We start from the raw sequence: 24590 nt of genomic DNA on the forward strand, positions 1-24590 counted from the left end.
TGACATTGTTCTCCGGCTGCATGGTCGGACCGGACTACGAGCGCCGCACCTGTTAGTCCCGACGACGTGGTTGACCGCCGATGGCAAGACAGCGCCACGTTCGGCGAGTAGACAGGAAAGCTTGCGCCGACGCTCGGAGGCACTTCCAGCGTGAGTCTCACCAAAACTATCGAAGTCGCGACAACTGCCGGATCGGATAACATGATCACGCAATGCCGGAACGGGTTCGACGCAGGCTGGGAATGGTCGCGCACTGGTGCTCGATTCCCAGCCTGCCGATATTCGGGACCGCGACGGCGCGGTCCCGGTCTTGCAGCCCTCGCGAAAGTCCTTCCCTTTTGTGGAAAAGGCGTTTGCAGACATGGGCTATTCTGGAAACCGGGCACAAAGCGCGACGTTGGTTGACCTGAGACATTCCTCTACGTTGCATCCGCGATAACACTCATCAGGCGGATCGCCAGACTTTCATGAATTCTCGGACGGACTCTGAGAAAGTGACCGTTTACCAGACATAAAAGTGTTCTGCCTTCACCCCCGTTATGCAGGGAACGACGTGTTCGTAAGCTTTGGATGGAATTGAATCATCAGGAGATTGATGGGATTGCGATTTTGTTCAGGCCTTGAAGGGATAGAACCTTCGACATGTTGATTATAGACGCCAGGTCCGGCGCGCGGACCTCACTTGAGGGAAATTCCCTCGGCCTTCAAAGACGCCTGAACACTTGGTCGCTCCGACATCCGTGCGATAAATTGCTGGAGCGCAGTAAATCCCGACGGATCGACCCTCACGCGGGGAGACCAGCTCAGGATGTTGAAGAGGAAGGCGTCGGCAACCGAGAAGCCCGATTCCAGCAGATGTTCGTTCTTGGAGAGGTGCTCGTCCAGATAGGATAACCGGGGACCGAGGTAACCCTCTATGTACCGGAGCTTCGAGCCGACATCGAGGAATGGCGAGAACAACGTATGGTAACCCTTGTATATGTCGGTCGCCACGTAGTTCAGCCATTCCAGAGCACGATAATGCTCTGGCGAGTCGCTTGCAGGCATGAGCTTGCGTTCCGGACTGTGGTCGGCGATCCATTGCAGGACGACCGGCGCTTCCGTGATGACTTCACCGTCGTCAAGCTTCAGTGCCGGGACGAATCCCTTCGGCGTCACCTTGAAATAATCACCTTCCACCGTCGTCTTGGTTCTGAAATCGACCCTGACGAGGTTGAAATCCAGTCCCGCCTCACGCAGGGCGATATGCGGCGCAAGGCCAAGAGAGCCGGGAGAATAATAGAGTTTCATTTCAGTTTCCGTCCTTATGGGGGGTGCGGGAGGGACCGCTCGCCAATGCGGCGGCCGGTGCTGGTCATTCGGCTCAATGACGGCTCAGGTTCCCGGGATCGGCGTCGGAACGATCGCGTCGAAGTCACTTGCCGCGTGGCGCTCGAGCAGAAACTCCCCCGGCTTGTTCGAAATGCGGTTGACGAGGCGTCCCCGGGCAACGGCGGGACGCTCGGCGACCTCACGATACCAGCGCATCAGGTGGGTGTACTCCTGGACGCCGACGAACTCGTGAGTGTTGTAGACGCCGAAGAGGCTGCCGGGCTGCCACGGCCATACCGCCATGTCGGCGATCGTGTATTGGTCACCGGCCAGGTACTGGTTCTTGGCCAGATGCTTGTCGAGAACGTCGAGCTGACGCTTCACTTCCATCGCATAGCGGTCGATCGCATATTCGATCTTGAGCGGCGCGTAGGCGTAGAAGTGCCCGAGGCCGCCGCCGACGAACGGCGCCGTTCCCATTTGCCACATCAGCCAGTTGAGCGTACGGGTCCTCGCGGGCTGTTCGGTCGGCAGGAAGGCTCCGAATTTCTCGGCGAGGTAAACCAGGATAGAGCCAGTTTCGAACACCTCTATCGTGGGATCGACCGAATGGTCGACGAGCGCGGGGATCTTCGAGTTCGGATTGATCTCGGTGAAACCGCTGCCGAACTGGTCGCCCTTGAAGATGTCAATCAGCCAGGCGTCATATTCGGCGCCCGCATGGCCGGCTGCGAGCAGTTCCTCGAGCAGGATGGTGACCTTCTGCCCGTTGGGCGTGCCCTGGGAATAGAGCTGCAGCGGCTGTTTGCCGACAGGCAGCACCTTTTCGAACGTGGCGCCCGAGACGGGACGATTGCTGCTCCCGAAGGCACCGCCGTACGCATTTTTCTGGGTCCAGACCTTCGCGGGCTCGTAGCCGGCGGGCAAGTTATGTTTCGGGTCGCTCATGACGTATCTCCTGCAAGGACTGATGGACGCTCGCTTGTCTCTCACCCTGTCGGGCTATGGTTATGAGATAATGCCGGCGGCGGTGCGGATAAACGGGCCGTTTTTCCGATGATTGCGTCCTAATTGGCCGCAATGCCGATGGACTGGCCCACCTTGCTGCAGCAGTTAACGTCGCACGACGACGTCGATCACGCCGGCCCTGATCTTATGCAGGGCCCTGATGCGAAGACCTGAACCCGAGCGCTGCGCATTAGATACAAGCAGGACGTAATGATCGGAAAACCGGCCCGTTTATCCACTGACAACCATCGCTAAATTGGTTGCGTCGCTCAGACAGAGCAGATGCAACGACCAACATGCTGCAGGTTCGAGAGGTTTCGGTCTCGGACGACCGTCCCGACGTCCGGGCGCGACGTCAAGCCCCTCACTGCACACGCTGAACAGGAAGCTGTCACATGTCCGTATCAGACCTCTTCAAACCGCTCACTTTCATGCATGGCCCCGTCATGCGAAACCGCTTCATGCTGGCGCCTCTGGTTAACCAGCAAAGCGACATAGGCGGAGCGGCATCCGAATATGACCAGGAATGGATCCGTCAATTGTCGCAGGGCGGCTATGGCCTGATCATCACCGGCGCGACATTCGTCGAAGCTGGCGGTATCGCCTACGACCGCCAGCTTGGTATCAACGACGATGCCCATCTCCCCGGTCTTGCCAGGATGGCCGCTGCCATCCGCGAGGGTGGTGGTCTTTCGGCGGTTCAGTTGCACCACGCCGGGCATCGGGCCAATCCGTTCCTTGGCGGCATCCCCTCTCCGGCTTCGAGCCGGACGCTGGCGGGTGTAAACGCACTGACCACCGAGGAAGTCGCGCGGATTCGCGACAGCTTCATCGCGGCCGCAAGACGCGCCGAAATCGCCGGCTTTGACGGTGTCGCGCTCCACGGAGCCTTCGGGTGGATCCTTTCGGAATTCATGTCGCCGCTTCTGAATGACCGTACGGACCGGTACGGCGGCAGTCCTGAAAACAGAGCGCGCCTCACCATCGAGGTGATGGAAGGCATTCGTCGTGCGTCCGGTACCGACTTCCAGATCGGCTGGCGCCTGTCCGTGGAGCGCTACGGACTGATCCTGGAGGAGCTGCAGACTATCACCGCGACTATCTTCGATCGCGAGCTGGTCGATTATCTCGATCTTGCGCTTTGGGACACGACCCAGATCGTGCAGGAAGGCACGTTCAAGGGGAAGACCATGCTCAGCGTCTTCACGCAGATTCCCCGCAAACGGGTTCGCCTCGGTGTCGCAGGCAAGATCTGGAGCGCCCGTCGCGCCGCCGAGATTCTCGATGAGGGCGCGGATTTCGTGCTCGTCGGGCGCCCCGGCATCCTTGAGCGGGATTTTCCGCTGCGCGTGAAGGCCAACCCAGAGCATCGCAGCCCCACCCTGCCGGTCACCGCCGCGTTTCTCCGCCAGGGGGGACTGAGCGAACGCTTCATCCGCCACCTGCGTGGCTGGGACTACTTCGTCGAGCCCGACAGTCTCTGACATTCGATTTCAGGCGGGGGATCAGCATTGGTCCCCTCACGGAGCGTCTCGCGCAGCGAGTCCGTCATGAACTTCACAAATGTCGAAACCTTCGGCAGCGGGAACTTGCTGCGCGGCCAAAGCAGGCGGAACGCCCGCGTCTTCTTCTCGGCGTCCGGCAGCACTTCCAGCAGGCTTCCGGCGCGAATCTTCGCCGCAATGGCAAAATAGGGCGCCGACGCGATCCCGCATCCGGCCTCCGCCAGTTCGATGAGTGCGACGAAGGATGTCGCGGCCAGCGCCACCGGCAACTCGGTATCCTCCGGGACGGCCGGGCTCCAGTTGCCGAGTTTCCCGGTGTCGTAAAAACGATGGTGCAGCAAGCGATGCTGCGCCAGGTCCGATGCGGTCTGCGGCACTCCTGCAGTCTTGAGGTAGCCGGGCGACGCGATCAGGCGGTTCGTGAAGTCACCCAGCTTCACGTGCATCAGGCGGCTATCGGTCACCTCGCCCGACCGAATGACGACATCGAAGCCGTCGTCGATCACATCGACGAAACGGTCGTTGTAGTCGATGTCGAGCTGGATGTCGGGAAACTTCTTGGCAAACTCGCCGAACAACGGTGTCAGGAGGTCGCCCGCGGCCGGCGCGCCCACCCTAAGGCGCCCTTTCGGCTTGGCGGTAGACTTGGCCAGCTCCGCTTCGGCAGCCTCGAGTTCGGCCAGGACACGGCGGCAGCGATCGAGGAAAATCTCGCCCTCATGCGTCAGTCGAATGGCGCGTGTCGATCGGTGGAACAGGCGCACTCCCAACTGATCCTCAAGTTTGGCGATGGTCTTCCCTATCGCCGAGGAAGACAGTCCGAAATGCTGCCCGGCCAGCTTGAAGCTTCGCAGTTCCGCCGCGCTCACGAACGCCGACATGGCTCCCACACTCTCGATCCGAATACCCATGACTTCGAAATGCTCCGCAATGTTCGGAAATGCGGCATCAACTATCTATCAGACCCAGACCAGCCGCAATGGCTCGACGGCTGCGGCAACACTATGTTCAGTCGGCGTCGAAGCCTAATTCTCACACAATCCGGGTGGACACAGCAGATAAAAAGCCTACGCAGGAGGCCAGTGGTCGTTCAGCTCGCGAAACGCATCTTTCATGCGGCGCAGTTTTGCGAACACTTCCCAGTTGGCGTTTTCCTTGCAATCCAATCGTGATCTGACGGAAACCTGATCGACGCGTAGAAACGGATTGGCGGCAAGCTCCGTGGCCAGTGTCGACGGAACGTTCGGAATTCCCGCTTTCTGCCTTTTCTCGATCAGCTCGATCTGCTGACGAAGACTTGTATTGTCAGGCTCGATCGTAACGGCAAATCGGGCATTGTCAGCGGCGTATTCGTGCGAGGAATAGATCAGGGTTTCCGGCGGCAACGCCCTGATCTTGTCGAGCGACGTCCACATTTGTGCCGGCATGGCTTCCTGGACACGTCCGGCGCCAAGATGGAAGATCAGGTCGCCGGAAAAGAGCAATCGTGCGCCCTCGAACCAGAAGGCGATATGTCCGATCGTGTTGCTTGGAACGTCGATAACCTGGATGACATGCCCGGCAAAGTCGATCGTGTCGCCTTCGAGAACGCCTCGATCGATACCGGGGATATCGTCTGCCTCGGCGGCCGGGCCGATGACACGCGCCCCGGTTTTTCGCTTGATCTCGGTGTTGCCCGAAACGTGATCCCAGTGGTGGTGGGTATTGAGGATCAGATCGACACGCCGGCCATCAATTGCATCCAATACTGGCCCGGCTTCGCTCGGATCGACCACGGCCAACGCGCCAGTTTTCACATCCTCTACTATAAAGACATAGTTGTCCTCGAGAATGGGGAGGACCTTGACTGACAAGGCACTGCGTTTTTCAGAACTCATCCTATGCTCCTTGAGCGGTTAGTCTCGGGGCTGGTTGACCAGGATTTGCGTGAACCGTGGAGTATCGAGCAGATGGTCTTTGCCCCGCAGTGGCATGGATGCCAGACGCTTGCAGGTGCTGTCTCTTTGCAATCGAGCAAAGCCTGGTCAGCCTCGTCATGAGAAATCCCTGCAAGCAACGTTACGACGGTCCGGCTCCCCCCATAACTAGAGCTCGTCACCTGATCGATAAACGGGCCACCTGTCCGATCAATGCGGAAGCAAACGCTTGCATGTGGAGATAACGGCGACGAGCAGTGCCGTCACACTCCACCGTTTGGCAAAGATGCAATCTGCACGGCGTCGAATGTCGTCGACATGGACTTCGGGACTTCATGAGCCTTCTCCGAGTAAGGCCCTCAGAGTGTATTGGTTCAACACTGCCTGTACGTCATCCGTGTTGAGGTGATCCACACTCAAACATCGGTCCGACGCTGTGCTCAGCACCAGGAGATGCACCCAAAACGTTTTGGAATTGACTCCCAAAACGTTTTGGGTGATCTTTGTGACATCTCGGGAGGAGATATGACCAACTTGAAGCAACTTGCCCAATCGCTGGGGCTGTCAATTACGACGGTCTCACGCGCGCTCGATGGGTACGCTGATGTGTCTGCTGCTACACGCGAACGTGTGCGGCAGGCGGCAGAGAGCGCAGGGTATCGTCCTAATGCATCGGCTCGACGGCTGCGAAAACAGCGTGCCGAACTGGTAGCAGTCACGTTGCCAAGCGAGCCCGGCCATATCGGCCCTGCCCATTTTCTAGAAATGCTGTCTGGTTGCGCGGAGCATCTGGCTACGGCTGGCCTGAACCTGGTGATCGCTCCGGTTCCAAGAGGAGAAAGCGAACTCGATATGTGCCGCCGCTTTGTCGACGGGCAGCGGGTGGATGCCATGCTGCTGGTGCGGACCAAACGGCGAGACGAACGTGTGGAATTCCTTCAGTCGCGCGGCATACCCTTTGTCACCAATGGCCGTACCGAGGCCGCCACCCAGCATCCATTCATCGATGGCGACGGTTTTTCCGGCTTCCGACAGGCAACCTTGCGTTTTCATGAAGCCGGCCATCGTCGCATCGGCCATATTGCAGGGCCCCAAGACTATTTTTTTGCGCATGAACGCAAGAAGGGATGGGAAGCGGCGATGCGGGAGTGCGGCCTGCCGGTGGATCTCTGCGTCGAACAGGCTCCGACCGAACACGGCGGCTACATGGCAGCCCTTGCCCTGCTGAACCAGAATGACACGCCCACCGCGCTGGTGTGTGCCACCGACGAAATGGCGATCGGAGCGTTGCGAGCGCTACGCGAGGTCGACGGCGGGGATACGATCAGCCTTGTGGGGCATGATGACCTCCCTATCGGGGCCTTCACCAGCCCGGCGCTGTCCACCATGCGCATGACCGGCGAAAACCTCGGACGCAACTTCGCATCGCTATTGCTTCGGACTATCGCCGGCGAACCCGCGGAAAGCTTGCAGGAATTGCATGCGATCGAATTCATCGATCGCGACAGCCATCTCCGGTCATCACCGACGACGTGAACCAAAGTTATCATTGAAAACGAGGAGGAGAAACATGAAGAACCTGTTGTCACTTGCCATTATGGCCACGACGGCCGTCGGTCTTGGCGCGCCGGCAGCGGCCCAGACCGTGTTCCTTTCCACACAGCTGCGTCCTATCGAGGAAGCGACGGCCGTGCGCGAAGAACTGCTGAGCGGAATCGAGAAGCCGGTCGACTATGTGGTCGAGGAGCCGCCACAGTTTGCAGTACGCATGGAAGCCGAACGTCAGGCCGGCAAGCACACGATCAGCCTCGTCGGTGCGCTGCATGGCGAACTGTCGCCGCTCGCCGACCGGCAGATGCTCGAACCCCTTGATGACCTGGCCAAGAAACTGGCCAGCGCCGGGATGCCCCAGTCGCTGATCGATCTCGGCAAGCTCGGCAAGACCGAACAGCAGTACATTCCGTGGATGCAGGCGACCTATGTGATGGCCGCCAGCAAGGATGCGCTGCAATATCTGCCGGAAGGCGCAGATATCAACAAGCTTACCTACGATCAATTGATCGAGTGGGGCAAGAAAATGAAGGACGAAACCGGTGCGCCGCAGATCGGTTTCCCGGCCGGACCAAAGGGCCTGATGCCGCGCTATTTCCAGGGCTATTTCTACCCGTCCTTCACCGGCGGCGTGGTGCGCACCTTTCAAAATGCCGATGCCGCTGCCGGCTGGGAAAAGCTGAAGGAACTCTGGACCGTCGTCAGCCCCAATTCGACCAATTACGATTTCATGCAGGAGCCGCTCGCGTCCGGTGAAGTCATGGTCGCCTGGGATCACGTCGCGCGCCTGAAAAACGCCATATCCGGTTCGCCCGACAATTACGTCGTTTTCCCCGCCCCTGCCGGCCCGAAGGGCCGCGGTTACATGCCGGTCGTCGCCGGCCTTGCCATTCCGAAGGGCGCACCGGACGCGGCGAACGCCACCGCCGTCATCGAACACCTCGCCACACAGGATGTGCAGTTGCAGACGGCCTCTCTTGTCGGCTTTTTCCCGACGCTCAACGTGCAGCTGCCGGAAGATCTTGATCCAGGTGTTGCGCTGCTCGCCGGTGCCGTCACCGCCACCCAGAGCGCACCGGATGCGGTCATCTCGCTTTTGCCGGTCGGCCTGGGCGACAAGGGCGGTGAATTCAACAAGGTCTATATGGACGCCTTCCAGCGGATCATCCTGCGAAACGAGCCCGTCGCCGACGTGCTCAAGTCGCAGGGCGCAACCATGACCAGGCTGATGGCCGACACCAAGGCTCCCTGCTGGGCTCCTGACGCCAAAAGTGACGGCGCCTGCCCGGTCGAGTGAGGTTCGCCTCACCCGGAGCACAAGGCCCCTCTCACCCTCCCCACAAGGGGAGGGCTTAACCCGGCCTCTCCGCCGAACCTCAATTGAGGTAGGCGATCGCCTGACGGTTTTTCTCACCTTGCAGAGGAAATGGGCGGCAGAGCAGAGGGGGCCTCGCCAACCTCACGGGCCGCCTAATCGCAAAAATCAAAGGGTAAATGATGACCCAATCCAGACCCTGGATCCCCTACGCGCTGATACTCCCTTCCGTTGTTTTCCTTGGCCTGCTTTTCATCGTGCCGCTGGTGCAGACGATCTGGCTTGCCGTCTCCGATAACGGCACCCCGTCGCTCGCCAACATGACGACAATGGTGAGCGATCTGAATTTCGGCCGCTCGGTGCTGAACACGTTCCTGCTGACGCTTGCCGTCGTGCCGATCCAGATCGTCATGGCGCTGACCATGGGCTCCATGGTCGCCAAGATGAACGGTGGCCGCGAGACGATCCTGTGGATATGGACCATCCCGCTCGGCATTTCGGATCTTGCCGCCGGCATGGTCTGGCTGTCGATCCTGCAGAATACCGGTTACCTCAACTCCATCCTGTTCGGCATGGGCCTGATCGAGCGGCAGACCGCCTGGCTTACCTACCAGACACCGGTTGCCCTGTTCATCGGCATCGCGATCGCTGAAATCTGGCGCGGCACCGCCATTGTGATGATCATCATCGTCGCCGGCCTCAATCAGGTGCCGAAGGAGTTCAAGGAAGCCGCCGAAATCTTCGGCGCAAGCCCGTGGACGCGTTTTACCCGTATCACCCTGCCGCTTATTCGCCCTGCTCTTCAGTCGGCGCTGATCCTGCGCACCGTGCTCGCCTTCGAAGTCTTCGCGGTCGTTTATGCGCTCGGCGGGCGCAACTTCCCGGTCCTCGTCGGCGAGGCCTATAACTGGCAGAACCAGAACCAGAATTATGGCGTCGCAGCCGCCTATGCGGTGCTGATCATGGTCATCTCGCTCGCTGCCACCCTCGTCTATCTGAAAGTCGTCAAGGTCGATCCGGAGCGCCTGCCATGAGCAACACCATGAGCACATCCGGCCATGCCGGTTTCATTTCCGCCCGCATGCTCCTGTTCTGGAGCGGTATCATCGCCCTCTGCGCCTGGGTTCTGGTGCCGATCTATCTGGTCGCGCTCGGCGCTTTGGGCGGGCGTGCGGGTGCCTATCAGTGGCCGAAAAACCTTCTGCCCAACGACATCTCGCTGCAACCCTTCATCCTGTTTCTCAAGACGGAAGGCGTGTTTCAGTCCTTCCTCAATTCGCTCGGTGCCGCCGGCATCACGGTAGCGCTTTCGATCGCACTCGGCGCACCGGCGGGTTATGCTCTGGCGCGCTATAATTTCCGCGGCAAGGACAGCTACCGGCTTCTGGTCCTGCTGACCCGCGCCTTCCCGCTCGCCATTCTCGCTCTGCCGCTGACCGTTTCCTATATCCGTCTCGGCCTTTACGACACGGTTCTCGGCGTCGGCCTCATCCACACGGTCCTTGCCCTCCCCTTCGCAGCACTGGTCACGCAAGGCATCTTTCTCGGCGTCCCCCGTGAGCTGGAAGAGGCCGCCTGGGTGTTCGGATGCACCCGCATTCAGGCCTTCTTCAAGATCGTCGCCCCCCTCGCCCTGCCGGGCCTTGTCGCGACTGCCGTCTTCGCCTTCGTCATTTCCTGGAATGAAGTTTTTGCAGCCTCGGTTCTCACCGTACGGCATCGCACACTGACGGCCTATCTGCTCACCGTGCTGTCGGAAAGCCCGATGCACTACCGCTTTGCCGGCGGCCTCATGCTCATCCTCCCTTCGGTTGTCTTCATCTTCGCGGTCAGGCGCTACCTGTTTGCGATCTGGGGCGTCTCTTCAAAGTAACGGGTAAACTCATGGCCAACATTGTCATCGACAACATCAAGAAGAGCTTCGGTGCCTTCCAGGCGCTCAAAGGCGTCTCGCTGACGATCAAGGACGGCGAGTTCGTCTCGCTGCTCGGACCGTCAGGATGCGGCAAAACCACACTTCTGCGCATTATCGCCGGTCTGGAAACATCCACCTCGGGCGATATCCGCATCGGCGATAAATCCGTCATCGGCCTACCGCCGAAAGATCGCGGCCTTGCCATGGTTTTTCAGAACTACGCCGTCTTCCCGCATATGACGGTATATGAAAATGTCGCCTTCGGGCTGCGCATGCAGAAGGCCGATGATGCGCGCGTAAAAAAGCAGGTCGAAAAGGCGGCAGGCCTGCTGCATATCGAAGCGTATCTCGATCGTTATCCGAACAAGCTTTCCGGCGGTCAGCGCCAGCGTGTCGCGGTTGCGCGCGCACTCGCGGTCGAACCAGGCGTACTTCTTATGGACGAGCCGCTCTCCAATCTCGATGCGCTTCTGCGTCTTGAAATGCGCACCGAACTGAAGACCGTGCTGCAGGAAGCCGGTACCACGACCATCTACGTCACCCACGACCAGACCGAGGCCATGGGCCTGTCGGACCGTATTGCCGTTGTCCATGACGGGCGTATCGAACAGGTCGGAACGCCGGTCGAGGTCTATAACCACCCCGCCACCCGTTTCGTCGGCGGCTTTATCGGCAATCCGCCAATGAACTTCATCACCATGCCGGTGACAAACGGGCAGGTCGCTGCCGGTTCGCAGCGGTTTGCGGTTCCGGCGCAGGGTGGCGAAATCGTGCTCGGCCTGCGCGGCGAAACCGTCGAGCGTGCCCCCACCGGACAGGGGCTGGACATGGAGGTCCGCGTTGCCGAACCGATGGGCTCGCATCTGCTTTTGACCGGCAGCATTCTCGGCCAGCCCGCCCGCGTCATCCTCCCCGCGACAGAAACCGTCAAGAACGGCGAGACCGTCGGCCTCGCACTCGACCCCAAACGTCTGACGTGGCTGTCGCCCGAAAGCGGCGTCTCCTATCCGGCAGCAGCTTAAAATTTCTGGAGTACCAAAATGAACAAGCACTTTGATGAGGCTTACCGTATCCTCGCGGCCAATGATCGTGGCGGCTACACCGTACCGACCGATCGTCTTTATCCTTTCCAGTGGAACTGGGATTCCGCCTTCGTCGCCATGGGTTTCGCGACCTTCGACATCGATCGTGCCTATCGCGAACTGGAGCGGTTGACCGAAGGCCAGTGGGAAGACGGCATGATCCCGCATATCGTTTTCCACCAGCCGAGCGATACCTATTTTCCCGGTCCTGACGTCTGGCGTACGAGCCATACGATCCCGACCTCCGGCATCACCCAGCCGCCCGTCTTCGGCATCGCATTGCGCGCCGTCCACGAAGCCGCCGAAACGGCTGGATCCGAAGATGCGAAGGCCCGCACACTCACCCTCTTCCATGCCGCGCTGAAATGGCATCGCTGGTGGTACTCCGCACGTGATCCTGAAGGCACAGGCCTTGTCGCTCTTCTTCATCCCTGGGAAAGCGGCAGCGACAATTCCCCGGCCTGGGATATCGCCCTTTCCCGTGTGCCAACCTCAACCGAGACGGCAGTCGTCCGCAAGGATACCGGTCATGTCGATGCCGCCATGCGACCGCGTGACGAGGATTATCGCCGGTTCATCCATTTGGTCGATACCTATGCAGCCTGCGGCTGGAATCCGGTGCAGCAGTGGGAAAAGGCCCCGTTCAAGGTTGCCGAAGTGCAGACCACGGCAATCCTCCTCAAGGCTGGAGAGGACCTGTTACACTTGGCCGGCGTCCTGGGGCTAGATGAGGCGGCCGAGGAACTGGCCGTCTATAACCTCCTTACCCGTAACGCCCTGCAGGCACAGTGGCGGCCGCAGCTTTCTCGTTTCGTATCGCGCGATCTGATCTCCAACGAGGATATCGACGCGCCAACCCATGCCGGTTTCATTCCGCTCCTTGCGCTCGATCTGGACAAGGACATTGTCGATGCGGCAGCAGCCGAAATGCGCCTCTGGTCGAACGGCATGAAGGTGGCGTTTCCGACCACCAAGCCTTTCGTCGGAAGTTTCGAAGCGAAGCGTTACTGGCGCGGGCCATCCTGGGCGATCATCAACTGGCTGCTGATCGACGGACTGGCGCGCAATGGTTTGACCGACATGGCGGCGGGCCTGCGTTCAAATACCGTCAGTGCCATCGAGACCGAGGGATTTGCAGAATATTTCGATCCGATCACCGGTGAAGGATGTGGCGGCCTCGGCTTTTCCTGGACCGGCGCGGCCTATCTTTGCCTGGCGGAATAACTTCGTCGCGCTTGCAGTCGCATCAGGCAATGTTGGCGATCCTGTCCGTATCATGAACGGTGGGGCAGCACTGCCCCATCATTCAATCGATGTCGCCACCAATGTGCGAGCTATGAGGCAAAAATCGACCATGTCGTGGAATGATCAAGCGGTTAGAACCCTGTTGCGCCGGATGTTCGACGCCGCAATCGAAAGTGCCTCGCCGTCTGCGGCGGTATTGCGTAACTTGCCGCCAAAACCGTCAGGCAGATGCATTGTCATTGGGGCCGGCAAAGCATCGGCTGCAATGGCAGCAGCACTTGATGCCGCTTGGGCGGACGTCGATGTGTCCGGCGTCGTCGTAACACGGTACGGGCACGCGGTGCCGACGGGTCGTATTCGCATCATCGAAGCGTCGCATCCGGTACCGGACGAAATGAGCATGGAAGCCGGCCGCTTGACATTAGAAACCGTCCAGGGGCTGTCCGAGGAAGATCTGGTGATTGCCATGATTTCGGGCGGCGGCTCGGCCCTGCTTGTGGCTCCCTCGGCAGATATGACGCTGGCTGACAAGCAAGCGGTAAACCAAACGCTGCTGAAGAGCGGAGCAACCATCCGCGAGATGAACGCCGTACGAAAGCATCTATCGCTGGTAAAGGGCGGACGCTTGGCAATAGCGGCACGACCGGCAAAGGTCATCACCATGGTGATATCCGACGTGCCGGGCGATGACCCGTCCGACATCGCATCCGGCCCCACCGTCGCGGATGCATCGACGCTTGAGACCGTACGAGATATTCTGCAGCGTCGACACATCCCGTTACCGCCGCGCGCGCAGGCTGCGCTTGATATGGCTATTGAAACACCGAAACCTGTCGATCTGGCCAGCGATGTCAGGATTATCGCAGCCCCGTCCCTTGCACTCTCTGCCGCAGCGCGCGTGGCAGAGGCTGCCGGCGTCAGAACGCTGATCCTTGGCGATGCATTGGAAGGTGAGGCCCGTGAAATGGGGACGGTCATGGCTGGTATTGCGCTCTCCGCCCGGACCAGACGAGTACCTGTCGATGGACCGGCAGTTATCCTGTCGGGAGGCGAGGCAACCGTATCCATCGGGGCCGCGACGCCTGGGCGCGGCGGCCGTAATACCGAGTTCCTGCTCGGTCTCGCGGTAGCGTTGGCAAGCACCGACGGCATATGGGCAATAGCAGGTGATACGGACGGCATTGACGGCACGGAGGATGCAGCCGGTGCTTTCGTGTCTCCTGATACGTTGACGAGATCAGAAAAAATAGATCTCGATGCAAAACGGCATCTGGCAGCGCACGACAGCTACTCGTTCTTCGAAGGAATTGGCGACCTGATAAAGACCGGCCCCACTCTGACCAACGTCAATGACTTTCGGGCGATTTTCGTTTCATGATATTTGGGATCTCTTGATCCTGTGAGCCGAGAGCCCCAAGCAATTCCGCAACATGTCTGCAGAGCGGTGGCTCGGGGATTCTGCACAGCGGGGATAAGTGGAAATTCTGCTTGAGTTCGGCTTAGATGCCGGGAACAGGAGATGCCATGACGAGACGACCGTGCCGGAACCACAGCCCGGCTTTCAAGGCGAAAGTTGCGCTTGCTGCAATCCGAGGTGAGCAGACACTGGTGGAATTATCCGAGCAATTCGACGTGCATGCCAATCAGATCAAGCAGTGGAAAGACCAGCCCTTGAGGGTGCGACCGGCGTTTTCGGCGATGAAGCGAAACCGGAACCGACGGGTCCGACCGTCGATGTGAAAACGCTTCACGCCAAGATCGGCGAACTGACCTTGGAGAAAGATTTTTGTCCGGTGCGCTCGGCAAGGCGGGATTGCTGGGCGGAAAGGAATGATCGACCGAGAGCACAAGCTGTCGGTCGTGAGACAGGTCAGGATCATCGGCTTCACGGCGGTGCTCAAGAAAGCTGAGATTGCCATCTCGATGGACGGCAAGAGCGCGGGCGGGACAACGTGTTCGTCGAACGGCTTTGGCGGTCGATCAAATACGAAGAGGTCTATCTCCACGCCTACAAGACCGTGTCCGAGGCACGCGCTGGCACCGATGATGGTGGTGGCACAATCGAGGCAGAAATCCACTTAACGAAACGCCCGAAGCTGTTCAGACAAACCAAGCCACCTCTCTTGATTGAGGCAAGTCAAGAGTTTCGGTCAGTCACCTGAACGGGACAAGCCTGCCGGCCGCGAGTTCGCTGTGCACATGTCGGTTTTCGGCCTCCCGCTCCCAAATCATCCCGCAAGCTTGGTTGCGGAAGTCACAAGCTCTCCGGAATTTGCAGAGGACGCCTTTCTGCATCGTCATAAAACCTTCATTTGACTTGATCACATTCGATCTTATCAATGATTGCATACGATCATTGATTGAGCATCCTCGTCCATGGAAAACGAAGCTAACGAAAACCATTTCACGTCCGCTGCACAGCGCCAAGCTCGTCTTCTTGGCCATCTGCGCTCGGAAATGTTTGCTGACGCGCAGGCACTCAAAGACGCACTCGGCGTCTCCATCGCGACCGTACGCCGGGATTTGACAGAGCTGGAGGCCCGCGGCCTTCTCAAGCGGATGCATGGAGGCGCCGCCATCATCAACCAGGCAACGCGTGACCATGTCGTTTCTGTTCGCGAAGAAATCAATGCGGCGGAGAAGGCTCGTATCGGCGCCGCGGCTGCTGAGATGATCGTCGACGGCGACGCTGTCATCATCGACAGCGGCACCACGTCCCTGCAGGCGGCAAAACATCTGGCCGGCCGAGCGTCCCTGACTTTCATCACCAACGGAACAGACACTCTGGCACAGCTGGTCGCAGGCGGTCAGCGAGATGTACACCTGATTGGCGGTAGATACATCGAGATCAATCGCTCGCTCGGCGGCCCGATGGCCGTCGACGCAATACGCCGTTTCAGCGTTGATAAAGTGATCCTCAGCGTCGCCGCAGTCGATCTGAAACGCGGTGTCATCGCCACGACAGGCCTCGATATCAGCGCTGTTCAGGCGGCTATGATCGAAATCGCTCAAACCGTGATCGTCGTCGCGGACAACTCCAAGTTCGATAGATCGGCCTTGTCCGTCATCGCCCCCCTGAGCGCAATCGATCACATCGTTACCGACGAAAACACACGTCCCCTTACTGCTTCTCTTTCAAGCGAACTGCAGGCGAAATTCATCTTCGTCTGACGCCAAAATTCAGGAACATACTCAATGGATATTTCCGTATCCCATCTTGTGAAAGATTGGGGCACATCCCGTGCTGTCGACGATATCAGCTTCGCGGCCGAAAAAGGTCAATTCATTGCTCTTCTCGGACCGTCCGGCTGCGGCAAGTCGACAACGCTGCGCCTGATCGCAGGACTGGATGACGCGACGTCCGGCACCATCGCGATTGGTGATCGCGATGTCACCAGATTGATGCCTGCCAAGCGCGGGCTCTCCATGGTGTTTCAGTCCTATGCGCTGTTTCCGCACCTGACGGCTGCGGAAAATATCCTGTTCGGCCTTTCTGTCCGTGGGTTCTCGAAAGGAGAACAGCAGGCGAAACTGAAACTGACGGCCGACATGCTTGGGCTCGAACATCTCCTTGATCGCCGCCCATCACAAATGTCCGGCGGCCAGCAGCAGCGTGTGGCGCTGGGTCGCGCCCTGATCGCCGAAACCTCCGTTTGCCTGCTGGATGAACCGCTTTCCAACCTGGATGCCAAGCTGCGTGCCGGCATGCGCACCGAGATCCGTTCGCTGCAAAAACGGCTCGGGATCACCATGCTTTATGTCACCCATGATCAGACCGAGGCGATGAGCATGGCCGATCAGGTCATCCTCATGAATGGCGGGCGCATCGAGCAGGCAGGGTCGCCCACCGATCTTTATGAAAAGCCCGCATCGGTGTTCGCGGCCCGTTTCATCGGCACACCGCCGATGAACGTTCTCGATCTCGCGAAGGTGGAAGGCGGCATGGGACTGCCCGGCAGCATGCGCCTTCTGGCTGCACAAACGAGCGGTGAACTCCAGCTCGGCATTCGACCGGAACACATTCATCTGTCGGACGACGGAGAGCCTGCAGTCGTTCAGGCCAGTGAATATTTTGGCGCCGACACGATCCTCACCTGTTGCATCGGTCCGCAATCGCTGCAGGTCCGCCTGCCCGGTCGCGCCGGGGTCAGCGAAGGCGCCGCAATCAGATTGGGCTGGTCGCCGACCGCCCTGCAATTCTTCGACAGGTCCACGGGACTTCGTCGGGATGACGTGACTGTTTTCAAAAACCCATAATCGGAGAGATCCAGTGCATATTATCAAACGGAACCTGCTGAAACTTGCAGCAACCGGGCTTGTGCTCGGCGTCGTCGGTGCGTCGCAGGCATTCGCCCAGACGAAACTCGACTTCTATTATCCGGTCCAGGTCGGTGGCCCCGTTACCAAGGTCATCGACGGCTATGTCGCGAAATTCATGGCCGAAAACCCGGGCATTCAGGTCGCTCCGATCTATTCGGGCAATTACAACGACACGACGACCAAGGCCCTGACAGCCGCCAAGGCCGGCACGCCGCCCGCGATTGCCGTGTTGCTCGCCACCGACGTCTTCACGCTGATCGACGAGGATGTCGTCGAGCCGATCGACCAGTTCGTCAAGACCGATGAGGACAAGGCCTGGCTGGACGGCTTCATGCCGGCCTACCTGAAGAGCGCGCAGACGGAAGGCCATCTCTGGTCGGTGCCGTTCCAGCGTTCTACCGCCGTGATGTACTACAACAAGCAGGCCTTCAAGGATGCCGGTCTTGATCCGGAAAACTATCCAAAAACCTGGGATGACATGGTTGCCGCAGGCAAGGCCGTCACCCAGAAGGATGCATCCGGCAACACCACACGCTGGGGTATCGGCATTGCCGGCAATGTCGGCTCCTCGCAATGGATGTTCGGCGCGCTGGCCGCCCAGAACGGCGCCCGTCTGATGAACGACGAAGGCACGGAAACCTATCTCACCGACCCGAAGGTCGTCGAAGCGCTGCAATACTGGGTGGACCTGTCGAAAAAGAACGGCGTACATCCGCAGGGCATTTTTGAATGGGGCACGGCACCTGCCGACTTCCTCGCCGGCCGCGTTTCGATGATCTGGCACACCACCGGCAACCTGACCAATATCCGCAAGAATGCGACGTTCGATTTCGGCGTCGCACCTTTCCCGGGCCACCCGAACCCGGCATCCACTCTCGGCGGCGGCAATTTCTACATCTTCAAGGATACATCCGACGAACAGAAACAGGCCGCGTTCAAGCTGGCAAAATTCCTGACCTCCGACGAGATCCTTGCCGACTGGGCGGTCCAGACCGGTTACGTCGCTCCGCGTGACGGCGCCTGGAAGACCCAGACGCTGACCGACTATACCGCAGAGGAGCCCAACGCTCTGGTGGCTCTGAAGCAGATCCCAAACGCCGTGCCGGAATTCTCCACGCATGAGAATGCCCGCACGACAAAAATCCTCAACGACGCTCTGGCCGCGGCGCTGACCGGCAACAAGACGCCGGAGAAGGCACTGGCTGACGCCCAGACCGAGATCGACAAGATCCTCAAGCAGTATCGCTGATTTCTCGTCTCGAAAACGCGGCTACGCGGCGACATGCGCCGCGTAGCCTCATTCTTCATCATGCAACGGATGCTGTTGATCGCCCATGAACAAATCCCGCAATTTTCTCTATGGAAGCCTGCTGCTCCTGCCGGCCGCGGTCCTTCTGTGGACCTTTACATACCAGCCGGTTCTGGCGACCATCTACAACAGCTTCTTCACCACGCCCAAAGGCAGGCGTCCGTCCGTCTTCATCGGCGCAGACCATTACACGCGCATGATCGAGGACCCCGTCTTCTGGCAGGCGCTGACAAACAACATCCTTTATGCCGCCGTGACCATTCCGGCCTCGATGGGACTGGCGTTGGCCATGGCGCTGTTCGTCAACAGCCGCATGTCCGGACAAGGCCTTGTCCGCATGGCCTATTTCACGCCGACCGTGCTGCCCATGGTTGCCGTCGCCAATATCTGGCTGTTCTTCTATGCTCCGAGCTATGGGCCGGTAGACCAGCTGCTCGGCCTGATCGGGCTTGGTCACAATAACCTTCTGGGCACGCCGTCGACAGCGCTCTGGTCGTTGATCGTCATTACGATCTGGAAAGAAGCCGGCTTCTTCATGATCTTTTATCTGGCGGCACTCCAGCAGATTTCACCGACGCTGATCGAAGCAGCAAGGCTTGAGGGCGCAAGCCCCTGGCAGATTTTTCGCCGCGTCACCGCGCCGCTGATCATGCCGACCACGCTGTTCGTGCTCGTCAACGCACTGATCGGCGCCTTCCGCCTTGTCGACCATGTCATTGCGCTGACCAAGGGCGGGCCCGACAATTCAACGACGCTCCTGCTCTTCTACATCTATGAAACCGGCTTCCAATACTGGGACACCAGCTACGCCGCAGCGCTCACCGTGTTCCTGCTCGCCGTCCTTGCGCTGATCGCGCTGTTCCAATTCGGCTATCTCGACAGAAAAGTGCATTACCGATGACCAGTGTTTCCACCCCGAAAGCCGGCATTATAACGACGCTTGGTGCATGGCTGCTCGCCTTCATCTGGATCTCGCCCCTGCTTTTCGCATTCTGGGCCGCCTTTCACCCAGCCACGGGCGCGAGTTCCTTCGATCTGTTTGCGCCGCTGACACTGGAAAATTTTTCCCAGGTGCTCGCGGCCGCCCCCTTCCCGCGCTATTTTCTCAACACCTTCCTGCTGGTGTCGCTGATCCTTGCCTGCCAGCTGGTCGTCTGCACGCTTGCGGCCTACGCCTTCGTCTGTTTTCCGTTCCGCGGCTCCGGCATTCTTTTCATGCTGGTACTGATCCAGCTGATGATCATGCCGGAAATCCTGCTGGTGGAGAACTACCGGACACTGGCAAACCTTGGCCTGCGCGACACCATTCTTGGTATGGGCTTGCCCTATCTCGCCTCCGCCTTCGGCATCTTCCTGTTTCGGCAGACGTTCAAGAGCATTCCAAAGGAGCTGGAAGAAGCGGCAAGGCTGGAAGGCGCCAATGCGTTTCAGATCCTGATGCGGGTCTTCGTGCCGCTCGCCAAACCTACCTATATCGCCTTCGGTCTGGTCACCGTCAGCTATCACTGGAACAATTTTCTTTGGCCGCTGGTCGTCACCAACTCCGTGGAAACGCGCCCGACCACCGTCGGCCTGCAGGTTTTTGCCACCGTCGAACAGGGTGTCGACTGGGCACGGGTGACGGCCGCAACACTTCTTTCAGTCGCCCCGCTGCTCGTCGCATTCATCCTCTTCCAGCGCCAGTTCGTGCAGAGTTTTATGCGCGCCGGCATTCGTTAAGTTGGAACGACCATGCTTATCGCCCATATTTCGGATTTTCATCTGTTCGCGAACGAACCCGAGACACCTCCGGTCCGGCTTGACATCGAACGCGTCGCCCGCAGGATCGTTGACGACCTGGCGAATTTCTCGCCTACACTCGATGCCGTCGCGTTTACCGGCGACGTCGCCGATGGCGGATCGACTGCCGACTACGACATGTTGAAGGACGTTCTCGCACCGTTGAAAGTGCCGGTGCTGATCGTACCGGGCAATCATGACAGACGCGCCAATCTGCGGGCCGCCTTTGCCGATCGTCTGCCCTTCGAAACCGGCAGTTTTTTGAACTATGAAACGCAGATAGACGGTTTGCGGGTGCTGGCGCTGGATACTCTGGTCGAGGGAGAGGTAGCAGGAGCGCTCGCGCCCGAAAGCATCGAATGGCTGACCGGCAAACTCGATCGCAGGACCAAGGAGCCCACGCTGATCCTTCTGCATCACCCGCCGTTTCCTTCCGGCATCAAACCGCTGGACGGAAACGCACTGATCGCCGGGCGCGAGGAAATCGCCACGCTGGTCCGTAACTATGGTGGATCGCTGATCCTCCTCGCCGGTCACATCCATCGGCCCTATCAGGCGATCTGGAACGGTGCCTATTGCGCCGTCGGCGGCAGTCCCGCCTTCCAAGTCTCGCTCGACCTTGCCGCAACCGTGCACGAACCCGGCTGCATCACCGAACCCTATTCCTATTTCGTCTACCGCATCGAGGTGGATGGCACGATGGCCGTTCATACGCGCCATATCCCGATTGAAAACTGAAGGTACCTTGTTTTGAACAATCAACATCTGCGCGTAAAAGCCATTGCCGCCGAGGCAGGCCAAATCGCCTTGCGTCATTTCCGCGATGCATCCGCTCTTGAAGTCGATAGCAAAGGTCCGCTTGATCTCGTCACCGCTGCCGACCGCGAGGTTGAAGGTTTCATCTGCGCAGAACTGTCGCGTGCGTTCCCGCAGGATGGCATTTTTGGTGAAGAGGGCAGCACCATCAAAGGCACGTCCGGCCGGACCTGGGTGATCGATCCGATCGACGGCACTTTCAATTTCGTGCGGGGCAGCCAGCACTGGGGCGTTTCGATTGGGCTTTTCGAGCAAGGCCGTCCGGTTTTCGGTGTCGTTAATGCGCCGGCATGCGGCGAGATCTTTGCCGGTGGTAACGATCTGCCGGCAGAACTGAACGGCAAACCTTTGCAGCCCCTGCCGGCTTTCAGGCGTGATCATGCGGCGATCGGCATCGGTATCCACCCGAAAATCCCGGCGGATCGCGGGATCGCGATTTTCAATGAGGTCATCGCTGACCTGAAACTGGCCTATCGAGTGACTGGATCGTCGGTCACGTCGCTGATCGATATCGCCAAGGGTAGTGTCGATGGTTATGTCGGGCTCGGCATTCCCAGCTGGGACATTTTAGGCATGCTGCCATGCCTCGAACAACTCGGCGTCAGAACGACGATCGACTGGCAAAAGTCCGGCCTCGACAGTGATCTTGCCTTTGCCTGCGGAAGTGGTGCGATGCTGGACGTTCTGGGTCGGATGACGCAGTTGAGATGAGTTGCCGCGCTAACCTGGACATCGACGTGGCATCAGTCCCGTCAAACCAGAGCCGCAAGCCGCATCAATGCGGGGCGATCTGCTGGAGGCTGGACCAATCGGGCAAGGTCGTCATTCTGCTTGTCACGAGCAGGGGCACGGGTCGCTGGATCATCCCCAAGGGCAATCTGAGAAAAAGAGAAAGCCAATACGAATGCGCCCGTCGGGAAGCCTTTGAGGAGGCGGGAGTGACGGGGCGGATCGGCAAGAGGCCGCTTGGCAACTTCATCTACTACAAGCGGGAACGTCAGCAATGGCTGACCGTCTCGGTCTTCCCGCTTCTCGTCAACCAGGAGGCAGATGAATTTCCCGAAACGGGCTTGCGTCAACGATGCTGGCTACCCATCGAAGAGGCGGCTGCCTGCCTGAACGAACCGGATCTGAGAGCCGTGTTCAGATCGCTCGAAGATCACGCCTGCATGGCAACGGCACCAAGTCCGTTTGCTGATCGTAGGCCATGTATGAACTACGGCGCGTAACCATTCGCGTCTGGATGCGTGTGCGTGTATCAGAAAGCAGCCATTTGCTCTGCCATTGATCGGGAGATGAACTTTCGGTCGGCTCGAGTGACGTAGGGGCATCCAAACCAGCAACCCACACTTAGAAAATCTCCAGCTTAGGTTCTTATCTACCGGCATAGACTTCGGCGGCAGGATGGATGAATCCGAGAGCGGAGATCGGGCCCACCCATTTCTTCAGCAAGCGATCCGCGATGGCGGCTCGGTCTGTTTGAATTTCCAGCGCCGCGCCATCAACAGTACGCCACACCGTATTTGGATGCAGTAGATCCTTCAATTAACCAGATCCGACGAACGGACAGTCGGCGGGATGTCGTTAGACGCTAACTCACCTTTGATCGCCGGGAAATCCTACAATGCAACACCGCTTTCGCGATCGAAGACATGTACCTGCTCCGCCGCGATGCTCGCTTGAAACAAGGAGCCGTGACGCTGCGGATATTCGCCGTCGACTATTGCCGTTACCGGCTGACCGGCAAGGTCGAAAATGACGTGGGTCTGGGCGCCGGTCGGTTCGACAAGCAGCGTCTGGCCTGTCAATGCCGTGCCCGCCTTGCCGGGGCTTAAGTGTTCGGGCCGCAGGCCGATCTTGATCGGCTGGCCACGCCTGACCTTGCGATCCTGCGCAATGCGGATCGCCGTCCCATCAGAAAGGCGCACGGCCGCCTCCCCGCCTTCGGCGTCGATCGTGCCGTCGAGAAGGTTCATGGCCGGCGAGCCGATAAACGCCGCCACGAAAAGATTGGCCGGATTTTTGTAAAGCTCCATCGGCGTGCCCTGCTGCTCCACCCTGCCCTGATTGAGCACGACGATGCGGTCGGCCAGCGTCATCGCCTCGATCTGGTCGTGGGTGACGTAGATGGAGGTTGTCTTGACCTTCTGGTGCAGCGTCTTGATTTCGGAGCGCATCTGCACGCGCAGCTTGGCATCGAGGTTAGAAAGCGGCTCATCGAACAGGAAAACGGCCGGGTTGCGAACGATAGCACGCCCCATTGCCACGCGCTGGCGCTGGCCGCCGGAAAGCTGGGCCGGTTTGCGCTCCATCAGCGGCAGAAGGTCGAGCATGCGCGCGGCTTCATTGACCCGCTCGGCGATTTCCGCCTTGCTTGCCCCGGAAAGCCGCAGGTTAAAACCCATGTTTTCCGCGACCGTCATATGCGGGTAGAGCGCATAAGACTGGAAAACCATCGCGATATTGCGCTCGCGCGGCGTCAGGTCGTTGACGACGGCATCGTCGATGATGATCTCACCGCCGGAAATATCCTCTAGCCCAGCGATCATGCGCAACAGGGTGGATTTGCCGCAGCCGGACGGGCCTACCAGCGCCACGAACTCGCCATCCTCGATGTGCAGCGAAACGCCGTGAATGACTTCGAGTGCGCCAAAAGCCTTGCGGACTTCGTGAAGTTCTACGGATGCCATGTTTCTTCTCCGGTCCGGGCTGTCAGGATTTCACCGCACCGGCCGTGAGGCCGGCGATGATGTGTTTCTGGGCGAGGAAAAAGACGATGATGGTGGGCAGGATGGTGAGCGTGATGAAGGCCAGAACCAGCTGCCATTCGGTGTTGAACTCACCGCGATAGATCATGATGCCGAGCGGCCAGGGATAACGGCTTTCTGAATTCAGCATGATCAGCGGCAGGATATAGCTGTTCCAGCTGCCGACGAAGGAGATGATGCCGACGGTGGCGATGATCGGCCGCGATAATGGCAGGGTGATGTGCCAGAAGAAGCGCATGTAACCGCAGCCATCGACGAAGGCGGCATCGAACAGTTCCGACGGCAGGTTTCGAAAATAGTTGCGGAACAGCATGATGCTCATGCCGGTGCCGAAAGCGACCTGCGGCAGGACCACGCCCCAATAGGTATCGACGAGGCCGAGATCACGGATGCGAATATAAAGCGGCAGGATGGCGGTGGCGGCCGGAAACATCAGCCCGATCAGAAAATAGTTGAGCAGGTAATCCGAGCCGAAAAAGCGGATATGGGCGAAGCAGAAGGCCGCCATGGCGCCAAAAGCCAGGGTCAGGAACACGGTCAGCACCGCGATGACCAGCGAATTGCCCATCTGCAACCAGTAGCGCTGGCTGACAATGATGTCGCCGTAGTTGGACCACTGCCATTCCGTCGGCATGCCGAACGGGTTGCCGCGCAGGTCGCTCAGCGTCTTGAAGCCGCCGAGCGCGGTGCTGATCAGCGGCACCACGACGATGATGGCCACGAGGATAAGTGCCACATACATATAGATCT

The 24590-nt window shown here is 59.3% G+C and carries 23 protein-coding genes and 3 pseudogenes; 19 read left to right on the top strand and 7 right to left on the bottom strand.

Annotation, left to right across the window (positions count from 1 at the left end; genetic code table 11):
- Window positions 1–241: 241 nt before the first annotated feature.
- Window positions 242–403: pseudogene (locus J2T09_RS22480) on the top strand (IS5/IS1182 family transposase); the annotation flags it as partial.
- Window positions 404–678: 275 nt separating this feature from the next.
- Here J2T09_RS22480 and gstA read toward each other — a convergent pair.
- Both gstA and yghU read right to left on the bottom strand, forming a co-directional pair.
- Window positions 679–1290 (bottom strand): glutathione transferase GstA, encoded by a 612-nt coding sequence (gene gstA, locus J2T09_RS22485; protein WP_306838767.1) that lies wholly within the window; start codon window positions 1288–1290, stop codon window positions 679–681.
- Window positions 1291–1374: 84 nt separating this feature from the next.
- The gene (gene yghU / locus J2T09_RS22490; protein WP_306838769.1) at window positions 1375–2259 is read right to left on the bottom strand and encodes a glutathione-dependent disulfide-bond oxidoreductase; all 885 of its coding nucleotides are present in this window, start codon (window positions 2257–2259) and stop codon (window positions 1375–1377) included.
- 455 nt (window positions 2260–2714) lie between these two features.
- Here yghU and J2T09_RS22495 point away from each other — a divergent pair, with 455 nt between their 5' ends.
- The gene (locus tag J2T09_RS22495; RefSeq protein ID WP_306838770.1) at window positions 2715–3803 is read left to right on the top strand and encodes an NADH:flavin oxidoreductase; all 1089 of its coding nucleotides are present in this window, start codon (window positions 2715–2717) and stop codon (window positions 3801–3803) included.
- Here J2T09_RS22495 and J2T09_RS22500 read toward each other — a convergent pair.
- Window positions 3776–4735: a LysR family transcriptional regulator gene (locus J2T09_RS22500; RefSeq protein WP_306838772.1), complete on the bottom strand. Its 960-nt coding sequence runs from the start codon at window positions 4733–4735 to the stop codon at window positions 3776–3778. The genes J2T09_RS22495 and J2T09_RS22500 overlap by 28 nt on opposite strands.
- A 156-nt stretch (window positions 4736–4891) precedes the next feature.
- The gene (gloB, locus tag J2T09_RS22505) at window positions 4892–5701 is read right to left on the bottom strand and encodes a hydroxyacylglutathione hydrolase (protein ID WP_306838774.1); all 810 of its coding nucleotides are present in this window, start codon (window positions 5699–5701) and stop codon (window positions 4892–4894) included.
- A gap of 564 nt (window positions 5702–6265) precedes the next feature.
- On the opposite strand from gloB, the gene J2T09_RS22510 reads away from it, so the two are divergent.
- From J2T09_RS22510 to J2T09_RS22585, 17 genes and pseudogenes are all read left to right on the top strand, one after another.
- A complete protein-coding gene (locus J2T09_RS22510) occupies window positions 6266–7276 on the top strand; it encodes a LacI family DNA-binding transcriptional regulator (RefSeq protein WP_306838856.1) in 1011 nt (336 codons plus the stop codon).
- Between the two features lie 34 nt (window positions 7277–7310).
- Window positions 7311–8588 carry an ABC transporter substrate-binding protein gene (locus tag J2T09_RS22515; protein ID WP_306838775.1) on the top strand — a complete coding sequence of 426 codons (1278 nt, stop codon included), beginning with the start codon at window positions 7311–7313 and terminating at the stop codon, window positions 8586–8588.
- A 200-nt stretch (window positions 8589–8788) separates the two neighbouring features.
- The gene (locus J2T09_RS22520) at window positions 8789–9640 is read left to right on the top strand and encodes a carbohydrate ABC transporter permease (RefSeq protein ID WP_306838778.1); all 852 of its coding nucleotides are present in this window, start codon (window positions 8789–8791) and stop codon (window positions 9638–9640) included.
- An 8-nt stretch (window positions 9641–9648) separates the two neighbouring features.
- On the top strand, window positions 9649–10479 hold the full coding sequence (locus J2T09_RS22525; RefSeq protein ID WP_373458586.1) for a carbohydrate ABC transporter permease: 831 nt from the start codon (window positions 9649–9651) through the stop codon (window positions 10477–10479).
- Window positions 10480–10490: 11 nt separating this feature from the next.
- Entirely contained in the window at window positions 10491–11543 is a 1053-nt protein-coding gene (locus J2T09_RS22530) for an ABC transporter ATP-binding protein (protein ID WP_306838783.1), read from the top strand.
- A gap of 18 nt (window positions 11544–11561) precedes the next feature.
- Entirely contained in the window at window positions 11562–12827 is a 1266-nt protein-coding gene (locus tag J2T09_RS22535; protein ID WP_306838785.1) for an MGH1-like glycoside hydrolase domain-containing protein, read from the top strand.
- A 130-nt stretch (window positions 12828–12957) separates the two neighbouring features.
- A complete protein-coding gene (locus J2T09_RS22540; protein WP_306838858.1) occupies window positions 12958–14226 on the top strand; it encodes a glycerate kinase type-2 family protein in 1269 nt (422 codons plus the stop codon).
- 146 nt (window positions 14227–14372) lie between these two features.
- Window positions 14373–14738 (top strand): annotated as a pseudogene (locus tag J2T09_RS27635) (transposase); the annotation flags it as partial.
- Window positions 14733–14887: pseudogene (locus J2T09_RS27640) on the top strand (IS3 family transposase); the annotation flags it as partial. The pseudogenes J2T09_RS27635 and J2T09_RS27640, both read left to right, overlap by 6 nt.
- Before the next feature lie 337 nt (window positions 14888–15224).
- Entirely contained in the window at window positions 15225–16019 is a 795-nt protein-coding gene (locus J2T09_RS22550) for a DeoR/GlpR family DNA-binding transcription regulator (protein ID WP_306838786.1), read from the top strand.
- 24 nt (window positions 16020–16043) lie between these two features.
- Window positions 16044–17105 carry an ABC transporter ATP-binding protein gene (locus J2T09_RS22555; protein ID WP_306838788.1) on the top strand — a complete coding sequence of 354 codons (1062 nt, stop codon included), beginning with the start codon at window positions 16044–16046 and terminating at the stop codon, window positions 17103–17105.
- A 13-nt stretch (window positions 17106–17118) separates the two neighbouring features.
- Window positions 17119–18417, top strand: coding sequence for an ABC transporter substrate-binding protein (locus J2T09_RS22560; RefSeq protein WP_306838790.1), 1299 nt, complete (start codon window positions 17119–17121; stop codon window positions 18415–18417).
- A gap of 85 nt (window positions 18418–18502) precedes the next feature.
- A complete protein-coding gene (locus J2T09_RS22565) occupies window positions 18503–19378 on the top strand; it encodes a carbohydrate ABC transporter permease (protein ID WP_306838792.1) in 876 nt (291 codons plus the stop codon).
- The gene (locus J2T09_RS22570; RefSeq protein WP_306838794.1) at window positions 19375–20196 is read left to right on the top strand and encodes a carbohydrate ABC transporter permease; all 822 of its coding nucleotides are present in this window, start codon (window positions 19375–19377) and stop codon (window positions 20194–20196) included. The genes J2T09_RS22565 and J2T09_RS22570 overlap by 4 nt, the downstream gene beginning before the upstream one ends.
- A gap of 12 nt (window positions 20197–20208) precedes the next feature.
- The gene (locus J2T09_RS22575; protein WP_306838796.1) at window positions 20209–20994 is read left to right on the top strand and encodes a metallophosphoesterase; all 786 of its coding nucleotides are present in this window, start codon (window positions 20209–20211) and stop codon (window positions 20992–20994) included.
- Window positions 20995–21006: 12 nt separating this feature from the next.
- Window positions 21007–21783: an inositol monophosphatase family protein gene (locus tag J2T09_RS22580; protein ID WP_306838798.1), complete on the top strand. Its 777-nt coding sequence runs from the start codon at window positions 21007–21009 to the stop codon at window positions 21781–21783.
- Between the two features lie 26 nt (window positions 21784–21809).
- A complete protein-coding gene (locus tag J2T09_RS22585) occupies window positions 21810–22301 on the top strand; it encodes an NUDIX hydrolase (RefSeq protein ID WP_306838801.1) in 492 nt (163 codons plus the stop codon).
- 145 nt (window positions 22302–22446) lie between these two features.
- Here the strand turns inward: J2T09_RS22585 and J2T09_RS22590 are convergent, their stop codons facing one another.
- The 3 genes from J2T09_RS22590 to J2T09_RS22600 all read right to left on the bottom strand — a co-directional run bounded on the left by J2T09_RS22590 (window position 22447) and on the right by J2T09_RS22600 (window position 24582).
- Window positions 22447–22617, bottom strand: a complete 171-nt coding sequence (locus tag J2T09_RS22590) for a hypothetical protein (RefSeq protein WP_306838803.1) — start codon at window positions 22615–22617, stop codon at window positions 22447–22449.
- 74 nt (window positions 22618–22691) lie between these two features.
- A complete protein-coding gene (locus tag J2T09_RS22595) occupies window positions 22692–23762 on the bottom strand; it encodes an ABC transporter ATP-binding protein (RefSeq protein WP_306838805.1) in 1071 nt (356 codons plus the stop codon).
- 22 nt (window positions 23763–23784) lie between these two features.
- The gene (locus J2T09_RS22600) at window positions 23785–24582 is read right to left on the bottom strand and encodes a carbohydrate ABC transporter permease (protein ID WP_235938030.1); all 798 of its coding nucleotides are present in this window, start codon (window positions 24580–24582) and stop codon (window positions 23785–23787) included.
- Window positions 24583–24590 lie beyond the last annotated feature (8 nt).

Source organism: Neorhizobium huautlense, assembly GCF_030811685.1.
Classification (GTDB): domain Bacteria; phylum Pseudomonadota; class Alphaproteobacteria; order Rhizobiales; family Rhizobiaceae; genus Neorhizobium; species Neorhizobium huautlense_A.